This is a genomic window from Acinetobacter sp. UBA2063 (genome assembly GCF_002333245.1).
Lineage (GTDB): Bacteria > Pseudomonadota > Gammaproteobacteria > Pseudomonadales > Moraxellaceae > Acinetobacter > Acinetobacter parvus.
The window spans coordinates 1-17,270 of sequence record NZ_DDAH01000197.1; the positions used below are offsets into that span (position 1 = coordinate 1).

Here is a 17,270-nt window from a genome sequence, read left to right on the forward strand (position 1 = left end):
CAATTTCATGGATATCCTCCAGAGATAACATTTGTTTGTTGTTAAGTTTAGCCTATAATTTTTGACCACTCATAAGCATCAAGCACTTAAAATGTTCTTTTTAAGCTATTCACTTAACTTTGTATCATACAAACACTCGAGTAATTTTCCAAGTGCTTGATAACTTTAACCTAGTAAATTATTGACAAAATTTCTTACAATTTCCGTTGTAGTTCAGTAAATTTTCAATTCCCATGTAAAGTAATAATCAATTATCGTTCGCAAGTTTTTATTTATTTGCTATGTAGCATTTCTATTTAAATAATGGCCTAAATATGGGTTAATGTATTATTTAATTTTAAAAACACATTTTAACACTTTGTTATTTATATATTTAAACAAAAATTACTTGGGTTTCACATGAAAACAACATTAGGTTTTACCTTAACCGAAATGGTGGTGACCACGACTATTTTGTCCATAATAGTCGCTTTCGCAATTCCAGCATTTCATCATTTACTGGCTTCCTGGGAGTCAAACCAGACCATTAGAATACTCACAATGAACATACAAAAAGCAAAGATTGATGCACAAATTTACCATAAAAACGTGATCATTTGCCCAAGTCAGGATTTAGAGAGTTGCCATAATGACTGGAACAAGGGTTTTATTAGCTTTATAGATAGCAATAAGAATAGACAACGTGACAATGACGAAACCTTGTTATTTGCCAGCACACTTAATCATAAATATGGTTCACTAAGCTATAGAGGCTTTGGCTCTTCCCCACGATACATTATCTTCCAGCAGGAAAATGGCTTGCCTTTCGCTTCAAATGGTAGCTTTATCTATTGTTCCAATTCACTGGATTATCACTCAAAACTGGTCATTGGTCGTATGGGGCATCCACGATTTGAGAAAACACCCACCTGCTAAAAACTCTTCAGTCTAGGCAAGGCGACATAAAACACTTTATTCACTGTTTTTTTTTACTATACTGCATAGGTTTTGAACATTCTCTGCAAATTATAAGTCTGGAGACACACAATGACTGACATCGTAATTGTCAATGGCGCCCGTACGGCAATGGGCGGCTTCCAAGGTGCATTATCGAGTGCAACTGCACCAGAACTGGGTGCAATCACAATTAAAGAAGCAATTGCCCGTGCTGGTCTACAGCCAACTGATGTAGAAGAAGTCATCATGGGTTGTGTGTTACCAGCAGGCTTAAAGCAAGGCCCTGCCCGTCAGGCAATGCGTAAGGCTGGTTTACCTGACTCAACAGGCGCAGTGACAATTAACAAGCTGTGTGGCTCTGGCATGAAAGCGGTTATGCAGGCAGCTGACATGATCAAGGCAGGCAGTGCTGAAATTGTGGTTGCAGGCGGTATGGAATCCATGACCAATGCACCTTATGTATTGCCCAAAGCACGTGCAGGCTACCGTATGGGTCATGGGGAAATTAAGGACCATATGTTCCTTGATGGTCTTGAAGATGCTGAAACTGGTCGCTTAATGGGTTCATTTGCCCAGGACATGGCAAATACACGTGGTTATACCCGTGAGCAAATGGATGACTTTGCCATTCGTTCTTTACAACGTGCCCAAAAAGCGATTACTGAAGGTTATTTCAAGGATGAAATCGTTGCTGTAACCGTCTCAAGCCGTAAAGGTGATGTGGTTGTTGATCAGGATGAGCAACCTTTAAATGCCAAGCTGGATAAAATCCCAAGCTTAAAACCAGCTTTTGCCAAAGACGGTACCATTACTGCGGCGAATGCCAGCTCAATTTCTGACGGCGCGTCTGCACTTGTACTTACCAACAGTGATGTGGCTGCTCAACGTGGCTTACAACCTTTGGCAAAAATCGTTGCAACCGCATCAAATTCCCAGCATCCATCTGAATTTACCATTGCGCCTGTAGGTGCAATTCAGAAAGTGTTGAACAAGGCGGGCTGGGATGCGCAAGACGTTGACCTTTGGGAAATCAACGAAGCATTTGCCATGGTGTCCATGTGTCCAATTGATGACTTCAAATTAGATGCAGAAAAAGTCAATATCAATGGTGGTGCCTGTGCTCTTGGACACCCAGTTGGTTCTACCGGTTCGCGTATCATTTTGACCCTGATTCATGCACTTAAACGTACGGGTGGCAAGAAAGGTGTTGCGGCACTGTGTATCGGCGGTGGTGAGGCGACTGCTGTTGCGATTGAATTGATCTAAATATCTATCATTCTTTTCTATTAAAAATCCTGCTTGATGCAGGATTTTTTATTTTCATAATTACAAAAAAATAATGCACCTTATCTAAAAATCCCGATAAGTTATGTTGTGTATAAAAAAACAACAAGGAATTTCCCATGCAACTCAATCATTATCTCAATTTCAAAGGACAGGCCGAACAGGCATTCATTTTTTACCAGTCTGTGTTTGGCGGTGAATTTTCCATGATTAGTCGCTATGGAGATATGCCACCCACTGAGGGAGTCATGCTTTCTGAAGTCGATAAAAGTTTAATCCTGCACGTTTCCTTACCGATCAATGAATTTACGGTTCTGATGGGATCGGATGTCAACGATCAGTTTTGTGCAGCAAATAGTGTGTTTACACTGGGAAATAACCATTATATTTCGATTAATCTTGAATATGATGAAACGGAAGCACGACGTTTATTTAACCAGCTTTCAGTACATGGTCATATTGAAATGCAACTGGAGAAAACTTTCTGGGGTGCACTCTACGGTGCATTTACCGATCAGTTCGGGATAAAATGGATGGTCAATTGTCAGCTTGAGAGCATATAAATAACAGAATAAAGACTTCATCTAAATAATTTTTTTGATGAAGTTCTAAGCATCAATATTTGCATATAATAAAAAAGCTGAACCGTAGTTCAGCTTTTGCTTTGAGGATACTTACGCACCTGTTTGATAACTGGCCTGTGGCACTGCGGTTGAAGCCTGATAAGGGTGAGTAAAATCCTGAAGTCCAGCAGCCGCTTCGTGAATGTCCTTGCCCTCTTTGACAACAAAGGTATCAAAGCCAGAACGTTTCAAATAATTTAAAACATCCTTAAACACATCACCTACTGCACGTAATTCACCCTGATAGCCCTGACGGCGTAATAACGCAGCAAAGGAGTAGCCCCGACCATCACCAAAACCAGCAAACTCGATAAAAATTGCATCTAGTTCATTTAATGGAAATTGATGGGTTTCAGGTGAATCATTGACCGTGATATATAAAGCCTTTTTACCTTGTACCTGTGTCAACTGATCAAGTTGTGCAGTGGTCAGCACTACATCACCTTGCGGAATCAGACCATCTTCAGCAATCACTTGATAGCTATTGTCTGCAATCGTGCCATCTTTAGAAAGCACTTGTAGCGATGTATTAAGCATAAGCACGCTCCTTAAATGGCTGGATGCCAACACGGCGGTAAGTGTCGATGAAACGCTCACCCTCTGTACGCAAGTCAAGATAGGTATTGAGGATTTCTTCAATCACATCAGGAACGGCATCCGCAGCAAACGATGGCCCCAGAATGTCCCCCAACGACGCATCGTGATCAGCATGACCACCTAAAGTGATTTGATAGAACTCAGCACCTTTCTTATCGACTCCCAAAATACCGATGTTACCAACATGGTGATGACCACAGGCATTCATACAGCCTGAGATATTCAGATCAAGTTCACCCAAATTATAAATGGTATCTAAATCTTCAAAACGACGGCTTATCGCTTCTGAAATTGGAATGGATTTCGCATTGGCCAATGAACAGAAATCACCACCTGGGCAGCAAATAATATCGGTAATAAAGCCGATATGCGCGCGTGCCATGTTGTGATGTTCAAGCGTTTGCCACAATTCAAACAGGTCTTTTTGTGGTACATCCACGAGTGAAATATTTTGTTCATGTGTAGTACGGAACTCACCAAAAGTGTACTTATCCGCTAAGTCTGCGATTAAGTTCATTTCTTCAGAAGTCACATCACCAGGGGCAACGCCTGCACGTTTTAGTGAAATCGTGACGATACGATAGCCTTTGACTTTATGTGCATTGGTGTTGACGTTAAACCATTGCTTAAATTTTGGATGTTCAGCAAACAGTGCTGAAAAATCCTGATCTTCTAAATCTTGATAATCAAATGGAGTGAATTCTGCATCTAATTTTTTCAAGATCTCAGGCTGAATCTTCAATGCTTCACGGGTGTGCTCAAATTCAGCCTCAACTTTTTCTGCGAACACTGCTGGTGTGAGTGCTTTCACGAGAATCTTAATACGTGCCTTGTATTTGTTGTCTCGACGGCCATGCAGGTTATAGACACGCAAGGTCGCTTCAAGATAGGCAATCAAGTCTTCACGTGGTAAGAACTCACGGATTACGCTACCAATGATTGGGGTACGGCCCAAGCCACCACCAACCATGATTTTATAGCCCATTTCGCCCGCTTCATTGCGAACGATATAAACACCAATATCGTGGAAAGCAGTTGCGGCACGGTCTTTTTCTTCCAGAGCAGACACGGCGATCTTGAACTTACGTGGCAAGAACGCAAATTCAGGATGAAAAGTACTCCACTGACGAATTAATTCACACGTTGGACGTGGATCTGCAATTTCACCTGCAACCACGCCTGCAAACTGATCAGTGGTGGTATTACGAATACAGTTACCTGAGGTTTGTACTGCATGCATTTGTACTGTTGCTAGCTCTGCCAGAATATCAGGTACATTTTCTAAAGCAGGCCAGTTCAACTGAATATTTTGACGAGTTGAAACGTGGGCATAACCACGATCATATTCAGTCGCGATTTCAGCAATTTTTCTGAGTTGTTTAGTATTCATCAAGCCATACGGCACAGCGATACGGAGCATAGGTGCATAACGTTGCACGTACAGACCATTTTGCAAACGTAATGGACGATATTCGTCTTCGGTCAATTTTCCTGCTAAATAGCGTTCTGTTTGATCGCGGAACTGAGCAACACGTTGGTTAATCAGTTGTTGATCGAAATCCGTATATAAATACATGGCGTATGGCTAGTCATTCATTATAAAGGCAACTAGCATAGCGAGCTTTTATTCATCAACAAAATGCTTTTTTTGCATATTTAATAACGATTTTATTGATAAGCCTATCTAATTGCCCCAAAAAGAAAAAACTCAGACGAATCTGAGCTTTTACAATCATTTTCTAAATGAAATTAGTTCTTATCTGGCAATGCATAAGCTACAAGAGACCAGCTACCACAACAAAATAAGGTAGCTTAACTAGAGCAGAATATCACTTATAAATAAGCTTTTAGTTGTTCAAACACGTAGGACCACCTCTCTTTTATGCTTTTGTATATAAAAGGTTACGCCCATTTTTAATTGATTAATTTATTCAAAATGTTAATCACTTGATTAAATGTGCAATATTTTACCAAGTTGTGATTGTATGCACATATTTTCTACCATTTTCCTTGACCCAAACCTTGTCCAATAAATTGATAGCGCATTTGAGAACGTGAAAATTTGATTGGGCATGCTAATTGAGGCTCAGTTTGATCGGCATTTTCAGATAAAGGCACATCGACCACCCAACCACGTTGTTTTGCAATCGGTGAAGTCAAAGCTTCATCTAAACTCAACACTGGCTCCACACAAATATCTAATTGCGAAAAAATTGATTGCCACTCAGCAAAATCTTTGGAGCTAAACTTTTCCTTTAAGACTTGTTTAATCGCTTGACGGTCTTCTGGATCAAAAGAACTACCTTTTGCCATCAATATAGGTAACTCTAATGCAGCAGCTAATCCAGTCATAAACTGTGGTTCTAAACTTCCTACAGAGAAATAACGACCATCTTTGGTTTCATAATAGTCATAGAAAATAGCACCATTCAGCATCCCTTGCTCAGGTCCTTGCGGTGTCTGACCAGCCAAACTTGCTGAGGCGGCCATACTATTTAAACTAGCCACACAGTCCGTCATAGAGATATCTATGTATTGCCCCATACCACTACGCTGACGCTCAACTAGTGCGGCTAAAATCCCAATAACCGCATGCAAAGAACCACCCGCGACATCCGCAATCTGTACACCCAATGGAGGTGGTCCACTATCTTGTCGACCACTATGACCCGAAATACCAGCTAAAGCTAGATAGTTAATGTCATGCCCTGCACGGTCTTTATATGCACCTGTTTGACCGTAACCTGTGATAGAACAATAGATTAATCGAGGATTGATCTCAGCAAGCGTTTCATAATCCAACCCTAATCGACGCATCACATCTGGTCGAAATTGTTCAAGCAGGATGTCAAACTCTGATATTTTATTTTTAATTAACTCAATATTTGCAGCATCTTTTAGATCAAGCGTAATGGACTGTTTATTTCGATTAAGATAACTATGCGCAGTGGCTTGACCATTGGCATAAGGTGGCATGATTCGAACCAAATCAGGACGACTCGGAGATTCTACATGGATAACTTCTGCACCCATGTCTGCAAGATACATACTCGCGAATGGACCAGGCAACAAAGTAGAAAAATCTAGAACTTTCAATCCCTTTAAAGCAGTTGGCATAATAATTTTTACTCATATTGTTCAAATTTTCTTTTATACTAGGTTCGGATAAACACAAAAACAATGTCATGTTCAGCCATTTACCTTGATAGTTTCGGCAATTTAACATGTACTTAGTGAGCAATAATTTTTTCTTGTCAATTGCTCAATTAGATATTTTAGACGGTTATTTAGGTCAATTATCGTGAATAGTAAAGAAACTGAAGGATTCAATATGAGCCGTGATACGATCAGCATCCACTTCGTGAATGCGGCTTTAACAGGTGTAAAACGCCTAGGCATGGACGTTGAAACATTACTTTCACATGTCGGTATTGAAGCAGAATTGCTTCGTCAACCTAAAGCTCGAATCTCCCCAGAGCAATACACTCGCTTTGTCAAAATGTTATGGATGATCACCCAAGACGAACACGTTGGTTTCGATGTTCAACCACGTCGTTTAGGTACATTTGCGATCATGTGCCAATTGATCATACATTCGAAAACACTTGGACAAGCGCTCGAACTTTCCTCACAATTTTACAAATTATTCGGTGATGAATGGTCTGTCAGTTTAGAGCGTGATAAACACGAAGCTCGTTTAGTACCTCACATTCCTAAAGCGCTTGACCCTGATCATTTTATTACGGAAAGTATGCTGATGATTTGGCATGGTCTTGCTTCGTGGTTAATCGAACGTCGCTTACCTTTGGAGCGTGTCCATTTTGGTTATGAACGCCCTAACCATGCTGATGAATCTGATGCGCTATTTTTTGCACCAGTGATGCAGTTTGACGCACCGCGTACAGAAATTACCTTTGCTGCAGATTATTTAGATCTACCTATTCGTCAGGATGAAAAAACTTTAGAAGAGTTTTTAAAAGCCGCACCAGCACAACTTCTAGTGAAATTCAAAAACACCAACTCACTCACTTCGCGTATCCGTGATGTATTGAAGAGCCAAATCGGCGAAGAAATGCCAACTTTAAATGATGTGGCATCTATGTTGTATTTATCTCCTCAAACATTACGTCGTCGTTTGGCTGCGGAAGGTAAAAGCTATCAAGGTGTCAAAGATGCCTTACGTCGTGACGCTGCGATTCATTTATTACTCACTCCAAACCTCACTTTAGAAGATGTTGCTCAACAAGTTGGCTTTAGTGAAACTAGTACCTTTCACCGCGCCTTTAAAAAATGGACTGGTGTTACCCCAGGTTTATATCGTCAGTTGCATGGGCATCACAATTAACTTAAATCAGACAAAGTGTTCAACCCTAAAAAGTTGAACACTTGTTGAAAAATATGATATTAATCCACTATATTCCTCAACAATCACGATAAATAATGATAATCAAAAAAGGCGATTTTTCAGACCCTCAAGTTCAAGACCTCATACGCATTCATTTGCACGGCATGCATCAGAACACACCTATTGAGCATAGTTTTGCACTCGATTTCAGCAGCCTACAAAAAGACTCCATTCGATTTTATACACTTTGGCGTGATGATCAGCTTCTTGGTTGTGGCGCGATTCAAGAGCTTAACCCCTATCATGCTGAACTTAAATCGATGCGGACTCATCCCCAACATCTACGTCAAGGTGTAGCGACACACTTACTTGATTATCTTCTGAAAATTGCTAAACATAGCAATTTTCAAAAAGTGAGTTTAGAAACGGGGAAAGACTCCCACTTTGATGCAGCAATTCATCTATACAAGAAATTTGGTTTCGTAGAGGGTCAAGCCTTTGCTGAATATAATGAATCTTAATATAGCCAATTCTTTCATTTAAACTTGTCAAATCAATAGTTTAATCTCAGATTTTAATCTGTTTTTTTTAAAGAGATTGTTTTGAAAAAAACTCATTGATAAGCAATCTAATAACAAGTATTACAGCCGTAAAGCCAAAACATTATCTTGAAAAAACATAGCCAATATCCTGATTTTAATGCTAATTATCAATCAACACTCATTTGTTTTAAGAAAGCAACTGTCTTCCGAGGCGAAGTTAGGTGAATAAATCGTATGTGCTGGTATTTGGGGTTATTCATCATCGCTAAATACCTTTTCTTATTTTGTGGATATTTCTGAAACATCCATAAAAAATCGATTTTGGGGAGAATACCATTTTCAAGTTCTCTCTATTATTCGAGTTTTTCCATAATCGCTCACGACTTAAAATACGCCACAAAGTCCGTTTAGTAAGACGATAAAAGTTAACAGAAAAAGAATAATCTAGCCAAATGACCGTATCCACCTCAGACCAAATCATATCAATACTGCGTGAATAAAGATTATCGATCACCCATCCCGTTGATGCTGCATCCATACTCAGTTTAAGTTTGCAAAAAAATGCATCATTTGAAGATTCTTGCCAATCGTCTAGCCATAGCAAATCATCCAGTTCGATATATTCTATTTTTAATTTTTCCGCCAACTTTCGAGCCAGCGTAGATTTGTCAGAACCCGTAGTACCAATAATATTAATAAATTTCATCAAGCAAATTATGTTGAATTATGGACATGCATTTTACTAAATATTTCAACTATTCAATAGTGAACTGAATTGGCGAAAAACATCAAACTTACCAATGTTTATCATCATTGCACTGACACTTAAATTGAGTACACTCGAAGCACAATGATTTTAATTTAAGGCAATACAAGGAACAGCTATGAGCGAGGCCTATATTATTGATGCCATTCGCACACCACGCGGAAAAGGAAAAAAAGACGGCTCATTACATGAAGTAAAACCAATTACTTTACTCACAACATTATTGAATGAATTACAACAACGCCATCAACTCGACACATCTAAAGTCGATGATATCGTTCTCGGTTGTGTGACACCGATTGGTGATCAAGGTGGGGATATTGCCAAAACTGCTGCGATTGCTGCAGGTTGGAATGATGATGTCGCAGGCGTACAAATCAACCGTTTCTGTGCTTCTGGTTTAGAAGCGGTGAACTTGGCAGCACAAAAAGTTCGTTCAGGTTGGGAAGATGTTGTGGTTGCTGGCGGTGTGGAGTCAATGTCACGCATTCCAATGGGTTCTGATGGTGGTCCATGGGCGCTTGATCCAGAAACCAATTTGAAATCGTCTTTTGTTCCACAAGGTGTAGGTGCAGACTTAATCGCAACTTTAGATGGTTATAGCCGCGCAGATGTAGATGCATTTGCGGTCGGTTCGCAACAAAAGGCTGCTGCCGCTCAGGCAAATGGTTATTTCGATAAATCAGTTGTGCCTGTGAAAGATCATGCAGGTGTAACAATCTTAGAAAAAGATGAATTTATCAAAGGAAATACCACAGTTGAAGGTCTAGCAAAACTGAATGCTAGCTTTGAAATGATGGGTCAAATGGGCTTCGATGCTGTTGCTTTACAGAAGTATCCTGAAGCGCAAAAAATTAATCACGTTCATCATGCAGGTAACTCATCAGGTATCGTCGATGGTGCTGCGGTGGTGTTATTGGCTTCTGAAAAAGCAGTCAAAGAACAAGGTTTAAAACCTCGTGCCAAGGTGCTTGCAACTGCATTGGTCGGTACAGATCCAACCATTATGTTGACTGGTCCTGCCCCTGCTGCACGTAAAGCATTAGAAAAAGCAGGCTTGAGCATCGACGATATTGATTTATTTGAAGTGAATGAAGCTTTTGCAGCTGTGGTGATGCGTTTTATTACAGAACTGAAAGTTCCTGCTGAGAAAGTCAACGTCAATGGTGGTGCGATTGCGATGGGACATCCATTAGGGGCAACTGGTGCCATGATTTTAGGTACATTGCTGGATGAATTAGAGCGTCAAGGTAAAAAACGTGGTCTAGCAACATTATGTGTCGGTGGTGGTATGGGTATCGCTACCATTATCGAGTTGGTGTAAGGAGAACAACATGAGCGCTATTAAATACGAAAAAAACGCTGACAATATTGTAATTCTTACACTAGATTCATCTGGTCAATCTGCAAACACCATGAATGCAGAGTTCCGTGATGCTTTAGATGAAGTCAGTCAAAAGCTTAAAGCTGAAACTGATCTGAAAGGTATTATTTTCCGTTCAGCTAAGAAAACCTTCTTTGCTGGTGGTGACCTAGATGAGCTGATTCAGGTACAACCTGAACACGCTACTGAATTTTTCAAGATGATTGAAAAACTCAAAGGTGACTTACGCACAATCGAAACTTTAGGTGTGCCTGTTGTTGCAGCTTTAAACGGCACTGCGCTTGGTGGTGGCTGGGAAATCGCTTTAGGTTGTCATTATCGTATTGCCATTAATGATCCAAAAACTAAATTTGGTTTACCTGAAGTGACTTTAGGTCTACTTCCTGGTGGCGGTGGTATAGTGCGTATGGTGCGTCTGCTCGGCTTACAAAAAGCATTCCCGTTCCTCATGGAAGGAAAGCAATTTGGTGTCGATAAAGCAAAATCTCTCGGCTTGGTACATGACACGGCTGAAAATGAACAAGAGCTGTTAGAAAAAGCAATTGCTTGGGTGAAAGCTAATCCAAAATCACAGCAACCATTTGATGTGAAAGGCTACAAAATCCCTGGTGGTGATCCTAAAACGCCTGCGGTTGCGCAAGTGCTTGCAATTGCCCCTGCCATGCTACGTGACAAAACCAAAGGTTGCTACCCTGCTCCTGAAGCGATCATGGCGGCTGCAGTTGAAGGTGCTCAAGTCGATGTAGATACTGCACTTCGTATTGAATCACGTTACTTTACACAACTGACTGTAGGTCAAGTGTCGAAGAACATGATCGGTACGTTTTGGCATGGTCTAAATGCAATTAAATCAGGTGCGAGTCGTCCTGCTGAAGTTGCTAAATGGCAAGCGAAGAAAGTCGGTGTTTTAGGTGCAGGTATGATGGGTGCAGGGATTGCCTATTCAACCGCAATCAAAGGAATTCCTGTCGTACTCAAAGATGTGTCTGTAGAAAATGCAGAGAAAGGCAAAGCTTATTCACAAAAGCTACTTGATAAACGTGTTTCACAAGGTCGTATGACCGCAGAAAAACATGATCAAGTGTTAGCGCTTATTACAGCTACTGCTGATGCAGCTGATCTACAAGGCTGTGATTTAATCATTGAAGCAGTATTTGAAAATCAAGAACTCAAAGCCAAAGTGACTCAAGAAGCTGAGCAGTATTTAGCGGAAGATGGAATCTTTGCATCGAACACGTCTACCTTACCGATCACAGGTCTAGCAACAGCAAGTAAAGATGCTAAAAACTTTATTGGCTTACATTTCTTTAGCCCAGTCGACAAAATGCAATTGGTCGAAATCATCAAAGGCAAAGAAACTTCAGCTGAAACATTAGCTAAAGCCTATGACTTTGTACAACAAATTGCTAAAACACCAATCGTGGTCAATGACAGTCGTGGTTTCTTTACCAGTCGTGTGTTTGGTACGTTCATTCAAGAAGGTATGCGTCTTCTTGCTGAGGGTGTACATCCAGCAAAAATCGAAATGGCAGCACTCAAAGCAGGCATGCCTGTAGGTCCTCTTGCAATTCAGGATGAAGTTTCTTTAACCCTGACTGAACACGTTGCAAGCGAAACCCGCAAAGCGCTACAGGCTGAGGGCAAAGACTTGCCAAAAACCCCTGTAGATGAAGTGGTTCACACCATGATTCACGAGCTGAATCGTAAAGGTAAGGCAGCGGGTGCAGGCTTCTATGAATATCCTGAAAATGGTAAAAAACATTTATGGGATGGACTCAGCCGCTGGACTAAAGACCATGATATTTCCGAACAAGATATGATTGATCGTTTCTTGTTTGTTCAGGCACTCGATACTTTACGCTGCTATGAAGAGAATGTTCTGGAATCGGTGATTGATGCCAATGTCGGCTCGATTTTCGGAATCGGTTTCGCACCGTGGACAGGAGGCGCAATCCAGTTCCTAAACCAGAATGGCATTGAGAAATCTCTCCAGCGTTCAGAACAATTGGCGGCTCAATATGGTGAGCGTTTTAATCCACCGCAGTTATTGAAAGACAAGGCACAGAAGAAAGAAATTATTCAATAATTTTTTCATTCTCTTCACTTTAGACTCATATCAGTTTCTTTAACTGGTATGAGTTTTTTTGTATTTATTGATAGAAAATCGAATTACGTCTAATCCATCACAAATTGTGCTATAAATATACCAATTCTGCTTTACTTTTTGTCCTTTGGAAATTTGTCTTATGTCTGAGAAATTATGTCCTGAAACCTCGCCGTGGGGTTGGAAAGCACTGATCATCACTTGCATTTTAAGCTTTATCTTTATGGTGATTTTTTATTTAGCCATAAATAATGAGCCTGACTATATGCCAATGAATCAAAAAAAAGCAGCGGCAGCAGCTGAAATGTCACAGTCTTCCATGACCACTGAGACAGGCAATACTGAAACACATCAGCACCACGAATGATTGAATTGGGCTAGCATACCTAAAATTTGATACCAGAAATTATAGAGTTTAAGTTCAATCCATTAATCTATGACACTTATGGTATAAGTGGCATCATCATTTCAATATGGGGAATGCCACATTCATCATACGGATCGCCTTGCGTGACAAAACCAAGTTTTTCATAAAATGAAATGGCATGAACCTGTGATGACAGTTTGAGGAATGGACGATGTTGCTGTTGTGCATAGCGAATAATATCCAACATAATCATTCGTCCAATGCCCTGCCCCCGATATTTTTGGATGACCGCCACGCGCCCAACACTATTGTTTTGCAATAGACGCGCTGTGGCTATAGCTTGATCACGATCATAAACCACAAAATGCTGTGAAATGGCATCCTGATCATCCCACTCATCCTGTTCAGGAATATTTTGTTCAACAATAAACACCAATTCCCGAATCAGTCTGGCATCTTGCTGCAATTGATCCCAATCGCCATTTTCAACGCTTAACATACCGATCTCAACACGCCTAACACTTGCAACCCAGATTTTCGACTGGCATTTGATCCTGCAACAATAATTCCAGAGATTGTTTTTCAATGCCATACATGGCTTTTAAGGCCTGAATCTGCTGCATGATGTTTGGGTCAGGCTGTTGAATATCCTTGCGTTTGGTTGCCAGAATCATCTTGTTTTTGCTGGTATGTTCCAATGCCACAAATTCAAATACCTTGGTTTCATAACCATAGGTCTTGAGCAATAAGGCCCGTAGGGTATCGGTCAGCATTTCTGCCTGCTGGCCTGCATGAATCCCAAACTGGAGCATGGGTTGCAATACTTCTGGACTCTTGAGTTGCGGCCTTAATTCTTTATGGCAACACGGCGCACACATAATCATGGAAGCATTTAAGCGAATTCCTGTATGGATGGCAAAGTCAGTTGCAATGTCACAGGCATGCAGGGCAATCATCAGGTCCAGCTTTGCGGGTTGATAACTGCGTACATCCCCCTCAAAAAAATCAAGATGGTTAAATCCAACTTGATCAGCTACATTCTGGCAGAACCCCACCAGATTGGAACGCAGTTCAACACCAGTAATCAAGGGCGTTTTGTGCTGCGCCAACAAATAGTCATACAAGGCAAAGGTTAAATAGCCCTTACCTGAACCAAAATCGACAATGTTCAACTCTTGCTGTGAGGCATCAATCTGTTCATAGGCATTGGAAAAGATTTCAATGAACTTATTAATCTGTTTCCACTTACGCGCCATGCTCGGAATGATCTGCCCTTTTTCATCGGTAATGCCCAGATGCATTAAAAATGAGCTGTGCTGATCAACATAACGCTGCTTTTCACGGTTATGCTGATGCTGTTCCACTTTTGCTGATGAAGCCTGTTTTTTCTGGATATTCAGCATGGCTTTCTTTTTATTTTTTTTCAGTTGAATATCCTGATTGAGTGTAAATAAATTTGCCTGTTTAGACAGGTTCAATAGCTCAGCAATTTTCTCCAGCCCCTCAGCAATTGCATAGTTTTTGGTGATGTCTTGAGTGGTGTGGTGATACAGGCAAGACAAGGTTGGCTGCCCCTGCAACTCAATCATGCGAAACGTCATCTTTTCCAGATCTGCCAGTTCACCTTTGTACTGACTAAGAACAAGTCGTTCAAAGCTTTTATTTTCAATAGATTGCTGGATATCCAAGAAAAACTGCTGTTCCTGTTCAAAAGAAAATTTCGGCGCAAACATAGTGAAAACCTGACAAATGGAAACTAAATTCTAAAGCGTCTTACTTTAAAAGGGAAATTGCATTACGATACAGTTGTATTTTTATTCAGATGAGCTATGAATGGCTTCAACCTCCCCACTCGATTATGATCCACAGGAAGAACTGATCAATGCCTATAGTCATGGCCTGGGTGCTGTACTGGCATTGATTGCTACCATTTTTCTGATTGTGAAAGGCTATGGTTTACCTTTGGGACAATGGATCAGCTTATGGGTCTATGGGCTGAGTCTGGTGTTATTGCTCAGCAGTTCCATGCTGTATCACTTTGCTCAGGACGAACGTAAACGTTATTGGTATAAAAAACTTGATCATACTGCTATTTATTATTTAATCGCAGGGACTTACACCCCCTTTCTCAGCATTGCCATTCCAACGGCAAAGGCACACCACCTACTGATTGCTCTCTGGGTCATTGCATTGATTGGAACATTGTTTAAGCTGGTGTTTATTCACCGTTTCCAGAGAGTGTCCCTGGCAGCCTATCTGGTGATGGGCTGGTTGGCGGTTTTGGTGATGGATGACATGCAGCGCTATCTTTCCAAGGATGCAATACAGCTCCTGATTGCAGGTGGACTGGCCTATACGGTCGGCACATTGTTTTATGCTTTAAAAAATGTAAGATATACCCACACAATTTGGCATGTTTTTGTGCTATTAGGGGCAGGTTTACACTTTTTAGCGATCTATTGCTATGTATTATAAATCCATGCATCGCAGGCAGCTTGCTGGGTAAATTCCGCATTCAAAAGAAATTTCAGGACAGGTTTTACTGTTTCCTGAATAAATCACATTAAGGTTTTGTATGTCGTCAGACGCTACGACTGTCACCACTGAAGTGGCCAGTAATTCAAAGGTACGGGTATTATTTGCCAGTCTGGTGGGTACTACGATTGAGTTTTTCGACTTTTATATCTATGCCACAGCGGCAGTCCTGATTTTCCCCCATTTATTTTTTCCAGAAAGCAGTGATGGTGCTGCGGTACTCAAATCACTGGCAACCTTTGCCATCGCTTTTATTGCCCGCCCGATTGGTGCGGCGATTTTTGGACATCTGGGTGACCGAATTGGACGTAAAGCCACACTGGTTGCCGCCCTACTCACCATGGGAATTTCCACTGTCTGTATTGGTCTACTGCCGACCTATGCCCAGATTGGCATTGTTGCCCCTTTACTCCTTGCCTTATGTCGTTTAGGACAAGGTTTAGGCTTGGGTGGTGAATGGAGTGGTGCGGTTTTACTTGCCACTGAAAATGCTCCAGAGGGTAAACGTGCATGGTATGGCATGTTCCCACAGCTTGGCGCACCGATTGGCTTTATTCTGGCAACAGGTTCATTCCTCCTGCTGAATGCCTTTATGTCGGAACAGGCCTTTATGACATGGGGCTGGCGGATTCCATTTATCTCCAGTGCAATTCTGGTGTTGGTCGGTTTGTATATTCGTTTAAAACTGCATGAAACCCCTGCTTTCCAGAAAGTGTTGAATAAGCAGAAAGAGGTCAATGTCCCTTTCAAGGAAGTTATGACCAAGCATTTCCCCATGTTGGTACTGGGCACCATTGCCGCAATCTGTACCTTTGTGGTGTTCTATCTCACCACCGTGTTTGCGTTGAACTGGGGAACCTCCAAGCTGGGTTATGCACGCGGTGATTTTCTTGGCTTGCAGTTGATCGCCACGCTATGCTTTGCAGCATTTATTCCGCTGTCTGCCATTTTTGCAGAGAAGTTTGGCCGCAAAAATACCTCGATTGCTGTCTGCGTACTTTCAGCACTGTTCGGATTATGCTTTGCGCCACTACTGGGTTCAGGCAACCCAATACTGGTGTTCCTGTTCCTCTGTATTGGCCTTTCCATCATGGGATTGACTTATGGCCCGATTGGCACGGTACTTTCTGAAATTTTCCCAACCTCAGTGCGCTATACAGGTTCAGCTTTGACATTCAATTTGGCAGGTATTTTTGGTGCGTCTTTTGCGCCTTATATCGCCACCAAACTAGCGGAAAATTATGGTCTTGGTGCTGTTGGTTTATATCTAAGTTTGGCATCCATTCTCTCTTTAATCGCGTTTTTACTGATTCGTGAAACCAAGCATGATGATGTAAATAACCAAATTTAATCGCATCTCTTATTCTCGGATGATTTATTTAATTAATCATCCGAAAACCATTTATCGGGCAATTTCAAGCCTTTTACACTTGGTCTAACAACAACATTCTGCAAAATATTTTTTGTGCTAAAATACCTCCCTCCTATTTTTTAGACGACTGTATTTATGTACGCAGTGATTATCGTTGCCGTATTTTTAGTCAGCTTCCTATACACTTATTATCGCGGCAAGGAACGATTAAAAGCATCTCGACAATTATTCGACCATTCTACATTCCTAGCCCCAGTTAACATGTTTATGACTGGTTTCTCTAAACTGCCAAACCAACCGTTCTTTGATGTGGCGCAGTTCCCAGAACTGAAACCATTACAAGATAACTGGCAAGTGATTCGAGAAGAAGCTATCCAACTTCAAAATCAAATTAAAGCTTCAGAAAAAAATAATG

15 protein-coding genes and 2 pseudogenes are annotated in these 17,270 nt (G+C 41.1%); 11 read left to right on the forward strand and 6 right to left on the reverse strand.

The genetic code is table 11. From position 1 onward, the window contains the following. Positions 1-399 precede the first annotated feature (399 nt). The 3 genes from B4H32_RS09560 to B4H32_RS09570 all read left to right on the forward strand — a co-directional run bounded on the left by B4H32_RS09560 (position 400) and on the right by B4H32_RS09570 (position 2,783). A complete protein-coding gene (locus tag B4H32_RS09560) occupies positions 400-915 on the forward strand; it encodes a GspH/FimT family pseudopilin (protein WP_004683055.1) in 516 nt (171 codons plus the stop codon). A gap of 111 nt (positions 916-1,026) precedes the next feature. After that, positions 1,027-2,202, forward strand: coding sequence for a thiolase family protein (locus B4H32_RS09565; protein WP_286802618.1), 1,176 nt, complete (start codon positions 1,027-1,029; stop codon positions 2,200-2,202). Between the two features lie 137 nt (positions 2,203-2,339). Further along, positions 2,340-2,783 carry a VOC family protein gene (locus B4H32_RS09570; RefSeq protein WP_004683058.1) on the forward strand — a complete coding sequence of 148 codons (444 nt, stop codon included), beginning with the start codon at positions 2,340-2,342 and terminating at the stop codon, positions 2,781-2,783. A gap of 111 nt (positions 2,784-2,894) precedes the next feature. Here the strand turns inward: B4H32_RS09570 and B4H32_RS09575 are convergent, their stop codons facing one another. From B4H32_RS09575 to B4H32_RS09585, 3 genes are all read right to left on the reverse strand, one after another. Beyond that, positions 2,895-3,380 carry a DUF934 domain-containing protein gene (locus B4H32_RS09575; protein ID WP_004675657.1) on the reverse strand — a complete coding sequence of 162 codons (486 nt, stop codon included), beginning with the start codon at positions 3,378-3,380 and terminating at the stop codon, positions 2,895-2,897. After that, positions 3,373-5,016, reverse strand: coding sequence for a nitrite/sulfite reductase (locus B4H32_RS09580; protein ID WP_004683060.1), 1,644 nt, complete (start codon positions 5,014-5,016; stop codon positions 3,373-3,375). Before B4H32_RS09580 ends, B4H32_RS09575 begins: the two co-directional genes overlap by 8 nt. A 422-nt stretch (positions 5,017-5,438) precedes the next feature. Beyond that, positions 5,439-6,557, reverse strand: coding sequence for a CaiB/BaiF CoA transferase family protein (locus B4H32_RS09585; protein WP_151830120.1), 1,119 nt, complete (start codon positions 6,555-6,557; stop codon positions 5,439-5,441). Between the two features lie 214 nt (positions 6,558-6,771). Between B4H32_RS09585 and B4H32_RS09590 the strand changes: the two genes are divergently transcribed. Next, a complete protein-coding gene (locus B4H32_RS09590; protein ID WP_286802627.1) occupies positions 6,772-7,785 on the forward strand; it encodes an AraC family transcriptional regulator in 1,014 nt (337 codons plus the stop codon). 95 nt (positions 7,786-7,880) lie between these two features. Beyond that, on the forward strand, positions 7,881-8,306 hold the full coding sequence (locus B4H32_RS09595; RefSeq protein ID WP_042891795.1) for a GNAT family N-acetyltransferase: 426 nt from the start codon (positions 7,881-7,883) through the stop codon (positions 8,304-8,306). Between the two features lie 188 nt (positions 8,307-8,494). Here B4H32_RS09595 and B4H32_RS09600 read toward each other — a convergent pair. Beyond that, a pseudogene (locus B4H32_RS09600) lies at positions 8,495-9,033 on the reverse strand (adenylate kinase). A 178-nt stretch (positions 9,034-9,211) separates the two neighbouring features. On the opposite strand from B4H32_RS09600, the gene B4H32_RS09605 reads away from it, so the two are divergent. From B4H32_RS09605 to B4H32_RS09615, 3 genes are all read left to right on the forward strand, one after another. After that, positions 9,212-10,417, forward strand: coding sequence for an acetyl-CoA C-acetyltransferase (locus tag B4H32_RS09605; protein WP_004908831.1), 1,206 nt, complete (start codon positions 9,212-9,214; stop codon positions 10,415-10,417). Positions 10,418-10,427: 10 nt separating this feature from the next. Beyond that, complete coding sequence (locus tag B4H32_RS09610) at positions 10,428-12,563, forward strand: 3-hydroxyacyl-CoA dehydrogenase NAD-binding domain-containing protein (protein WP_286802635.1); 2,136 nt, start codon at positions 10,428-10,430, stop codon at positions 12,561-12,563. Positions 12,564-12,723: 160 nt separating this feature from the next. Then, positions 12,724-12,948, forward strand: a complete 225-nt coding sequence (locus tag B4H32_RS09615; protein ID WP_004683067.1) for a hypothetical protein — start codon at positions 12,724-12,726, stop codon at positions 12,946-12,948. A gap of 76 nt (positions 12,949-13,024) precedes the next feature. On the opposite strand, the gene B4H32_RS09620 is transcribed toward B4H32_RS09615, so the two are convergent. Then, positions 13,025-13,447, reverse strand: coding sequence for a GNAT family N-acetyltransferase (locus tag B4H32_RS09620; RefSeq protein WP_004683069.1), 423 nt, complete (start codon positions 13,445-13,447; stop codon positions 13,025-13,027). A 16-nt stretch (positions 13,448-13,463) separates the two neighbouring features. After that, entirely contained in the window at positions 13,464-14,681 is a 1,218-nt protein-coding gene (locus B4H32_RS09625) for a class I SAM-dependent methyltransferase (protein WP_286802641.1), read from the reverse strand. A 100-nt stretch (positions 14,682-14,781) separates the two neighbouring features. On the opposite strand from B4H32_RS09625, the gene trhA reads away from it, so the two are divergent. The 3 genes and pseudogenes from trhA to B4H32_RS09640 form a co-directional block, all read left to right on the forward strand. Next, on the forward strand, positions 14,782-15,423 hold the full coding sequence (trhA, locus tag B4H32_RS09630; protein WP_004683073.1) for a PAQR family membrane homeostasis protein TrhA: 642 nt from the start codon (positions 14,782-14,784) through the stop codon (positions 15,421-15,423). A gap of 100 nt (positions 15,424-15,523) precedes the next feature. Beyond that, positions 15,524-16,834, forward strand: coding sequence for an MFS transporter (locus tag B4H32_RS09635; RefSeq protein ID WP_004683074.1), 1,311 nt, complete (start codon positions 15,524-15,526; stop codon positions 16,832-16,834). A 156-nt stretch (positions 16,835-16,990) separates the two neighbouring features. Next, positions 16,991-17,270: pseudogene (locus B4H32_RS09640) on the forward strand (lipid A hydroxylase LpxO); the annotation flags it as partial.

What these genes read in the sequence shown, in the direction of transcription:
- B4H32_RS09570 (WP_004683058.1), top strand. Translation starts at nt 2,340, where the DNA reads ATGCAACTCAATCATTATCTCAATTTCAAAGGACAGGCCGAACAGGCA.
- B4H32_RS09625 (WP_286802641.1), bottom strand. Translation starts at nt 14,681, where the DNA reads ATGTTTGCGCCGAAATTTTCTTTTGAACAGGAACAGCAGTTTTTCTTG.
- B4H32_RS09615 (WP_004683067.1), top strand. Translation starts at nt 12,724, where the DNA reads ATGTCTGAGAAATTATGTCCTGAAACCTCGCCGTGGGGTTGGAAAGCA.
- trhA (WP_004683073.1), top strand. Translation starts at nt 14,782, where the DNA reads ATGGCTTCAACCTCCCCACTCGATTATGATCCACAGGAAGAACTGATC.
- B4H32_RS09635 (WP_004683074.1), top strand. Translation starts at nt 15,524, where the DNA reads ATGTCGTCAGACGCTACGACTGTCACCACTGAAGTGGCCAGTAATTCA.
- B4H32_RS09580 (WP_004683060.1), bottom strand. Translation starts at nt 5,016, where the DNA reads ATGTATTTATATACGGATTTCGATCAACAACTGATTAACCAACGTGTT.
- B4H32_RS09610 (WP_286802635.1), top strand. Translation starts at nt 10,428, where the DNA reads ATGAGCGCTATTAAATACGAAAAAAACGCTGACAATATTGTAATTCTT.
- B4H32_RS09590 (WP_286802627.1), top strand. Translation starts at nt 6,772, where the DNA reads ATGAGCCGTGATACGATCAGCATCCACTTCGTGAATGCGGCTTTAACA.
- B4H32_RS09620 (WP_004683069.1), bottom strand. Translation starts at nt 13,447, where the DNA reads ATGTTAAGCGTTGAAAATGGCGATTGGGATCAATTGCAGCAAGATGCC.
- B4H32_RS09595 (WP_042891795.1), top strand. Translation starts at nt 7,881, where the DNA reads ATGATAATCAAAAAAGGCGATTTTTCAGACCCTCAAGTTCAAGACCTC.
- B4H32_RS09605 (WP_004908831.1), top strand. Translation starts at nt 9,212, where the DNA reads ATGAGCGAGGCCTATATTATTGATGCCATTCGCACACCACGCGGAAAA.
- B4H32_RS09585 (WP_151830120.1), bottom strand. Translation starts at nt 6,557, where the DNA reads ATGCCAACTGCTTTAAAGGGATTGAAAGTTCTAGATTTTTCTACTTTG.
- B4H32_RS09560 (WP_004683055.1), top strand. Translation starts at nt 400, where the DNA reads ATGAAAACAACATTAGGTTTTACCTTAACCGAAATGGTGGTGACCACG.
- B4H32_RS09565 (WP_286802618.1), top strand. Translation starts at nt 1,027, where the DNA reads ATGACTGACATCGTAATTGTCAATGGCGCCCGTACGGCAATGGGCGGC.
- B4H32_RS09575 (WP_004675657.1), bottom strand. Translation starts at nt 3,380, where the DNA reads ATGCTTAATACATCGCTACAAGTGCTTTCTAAAGATGGCACGATTGCA.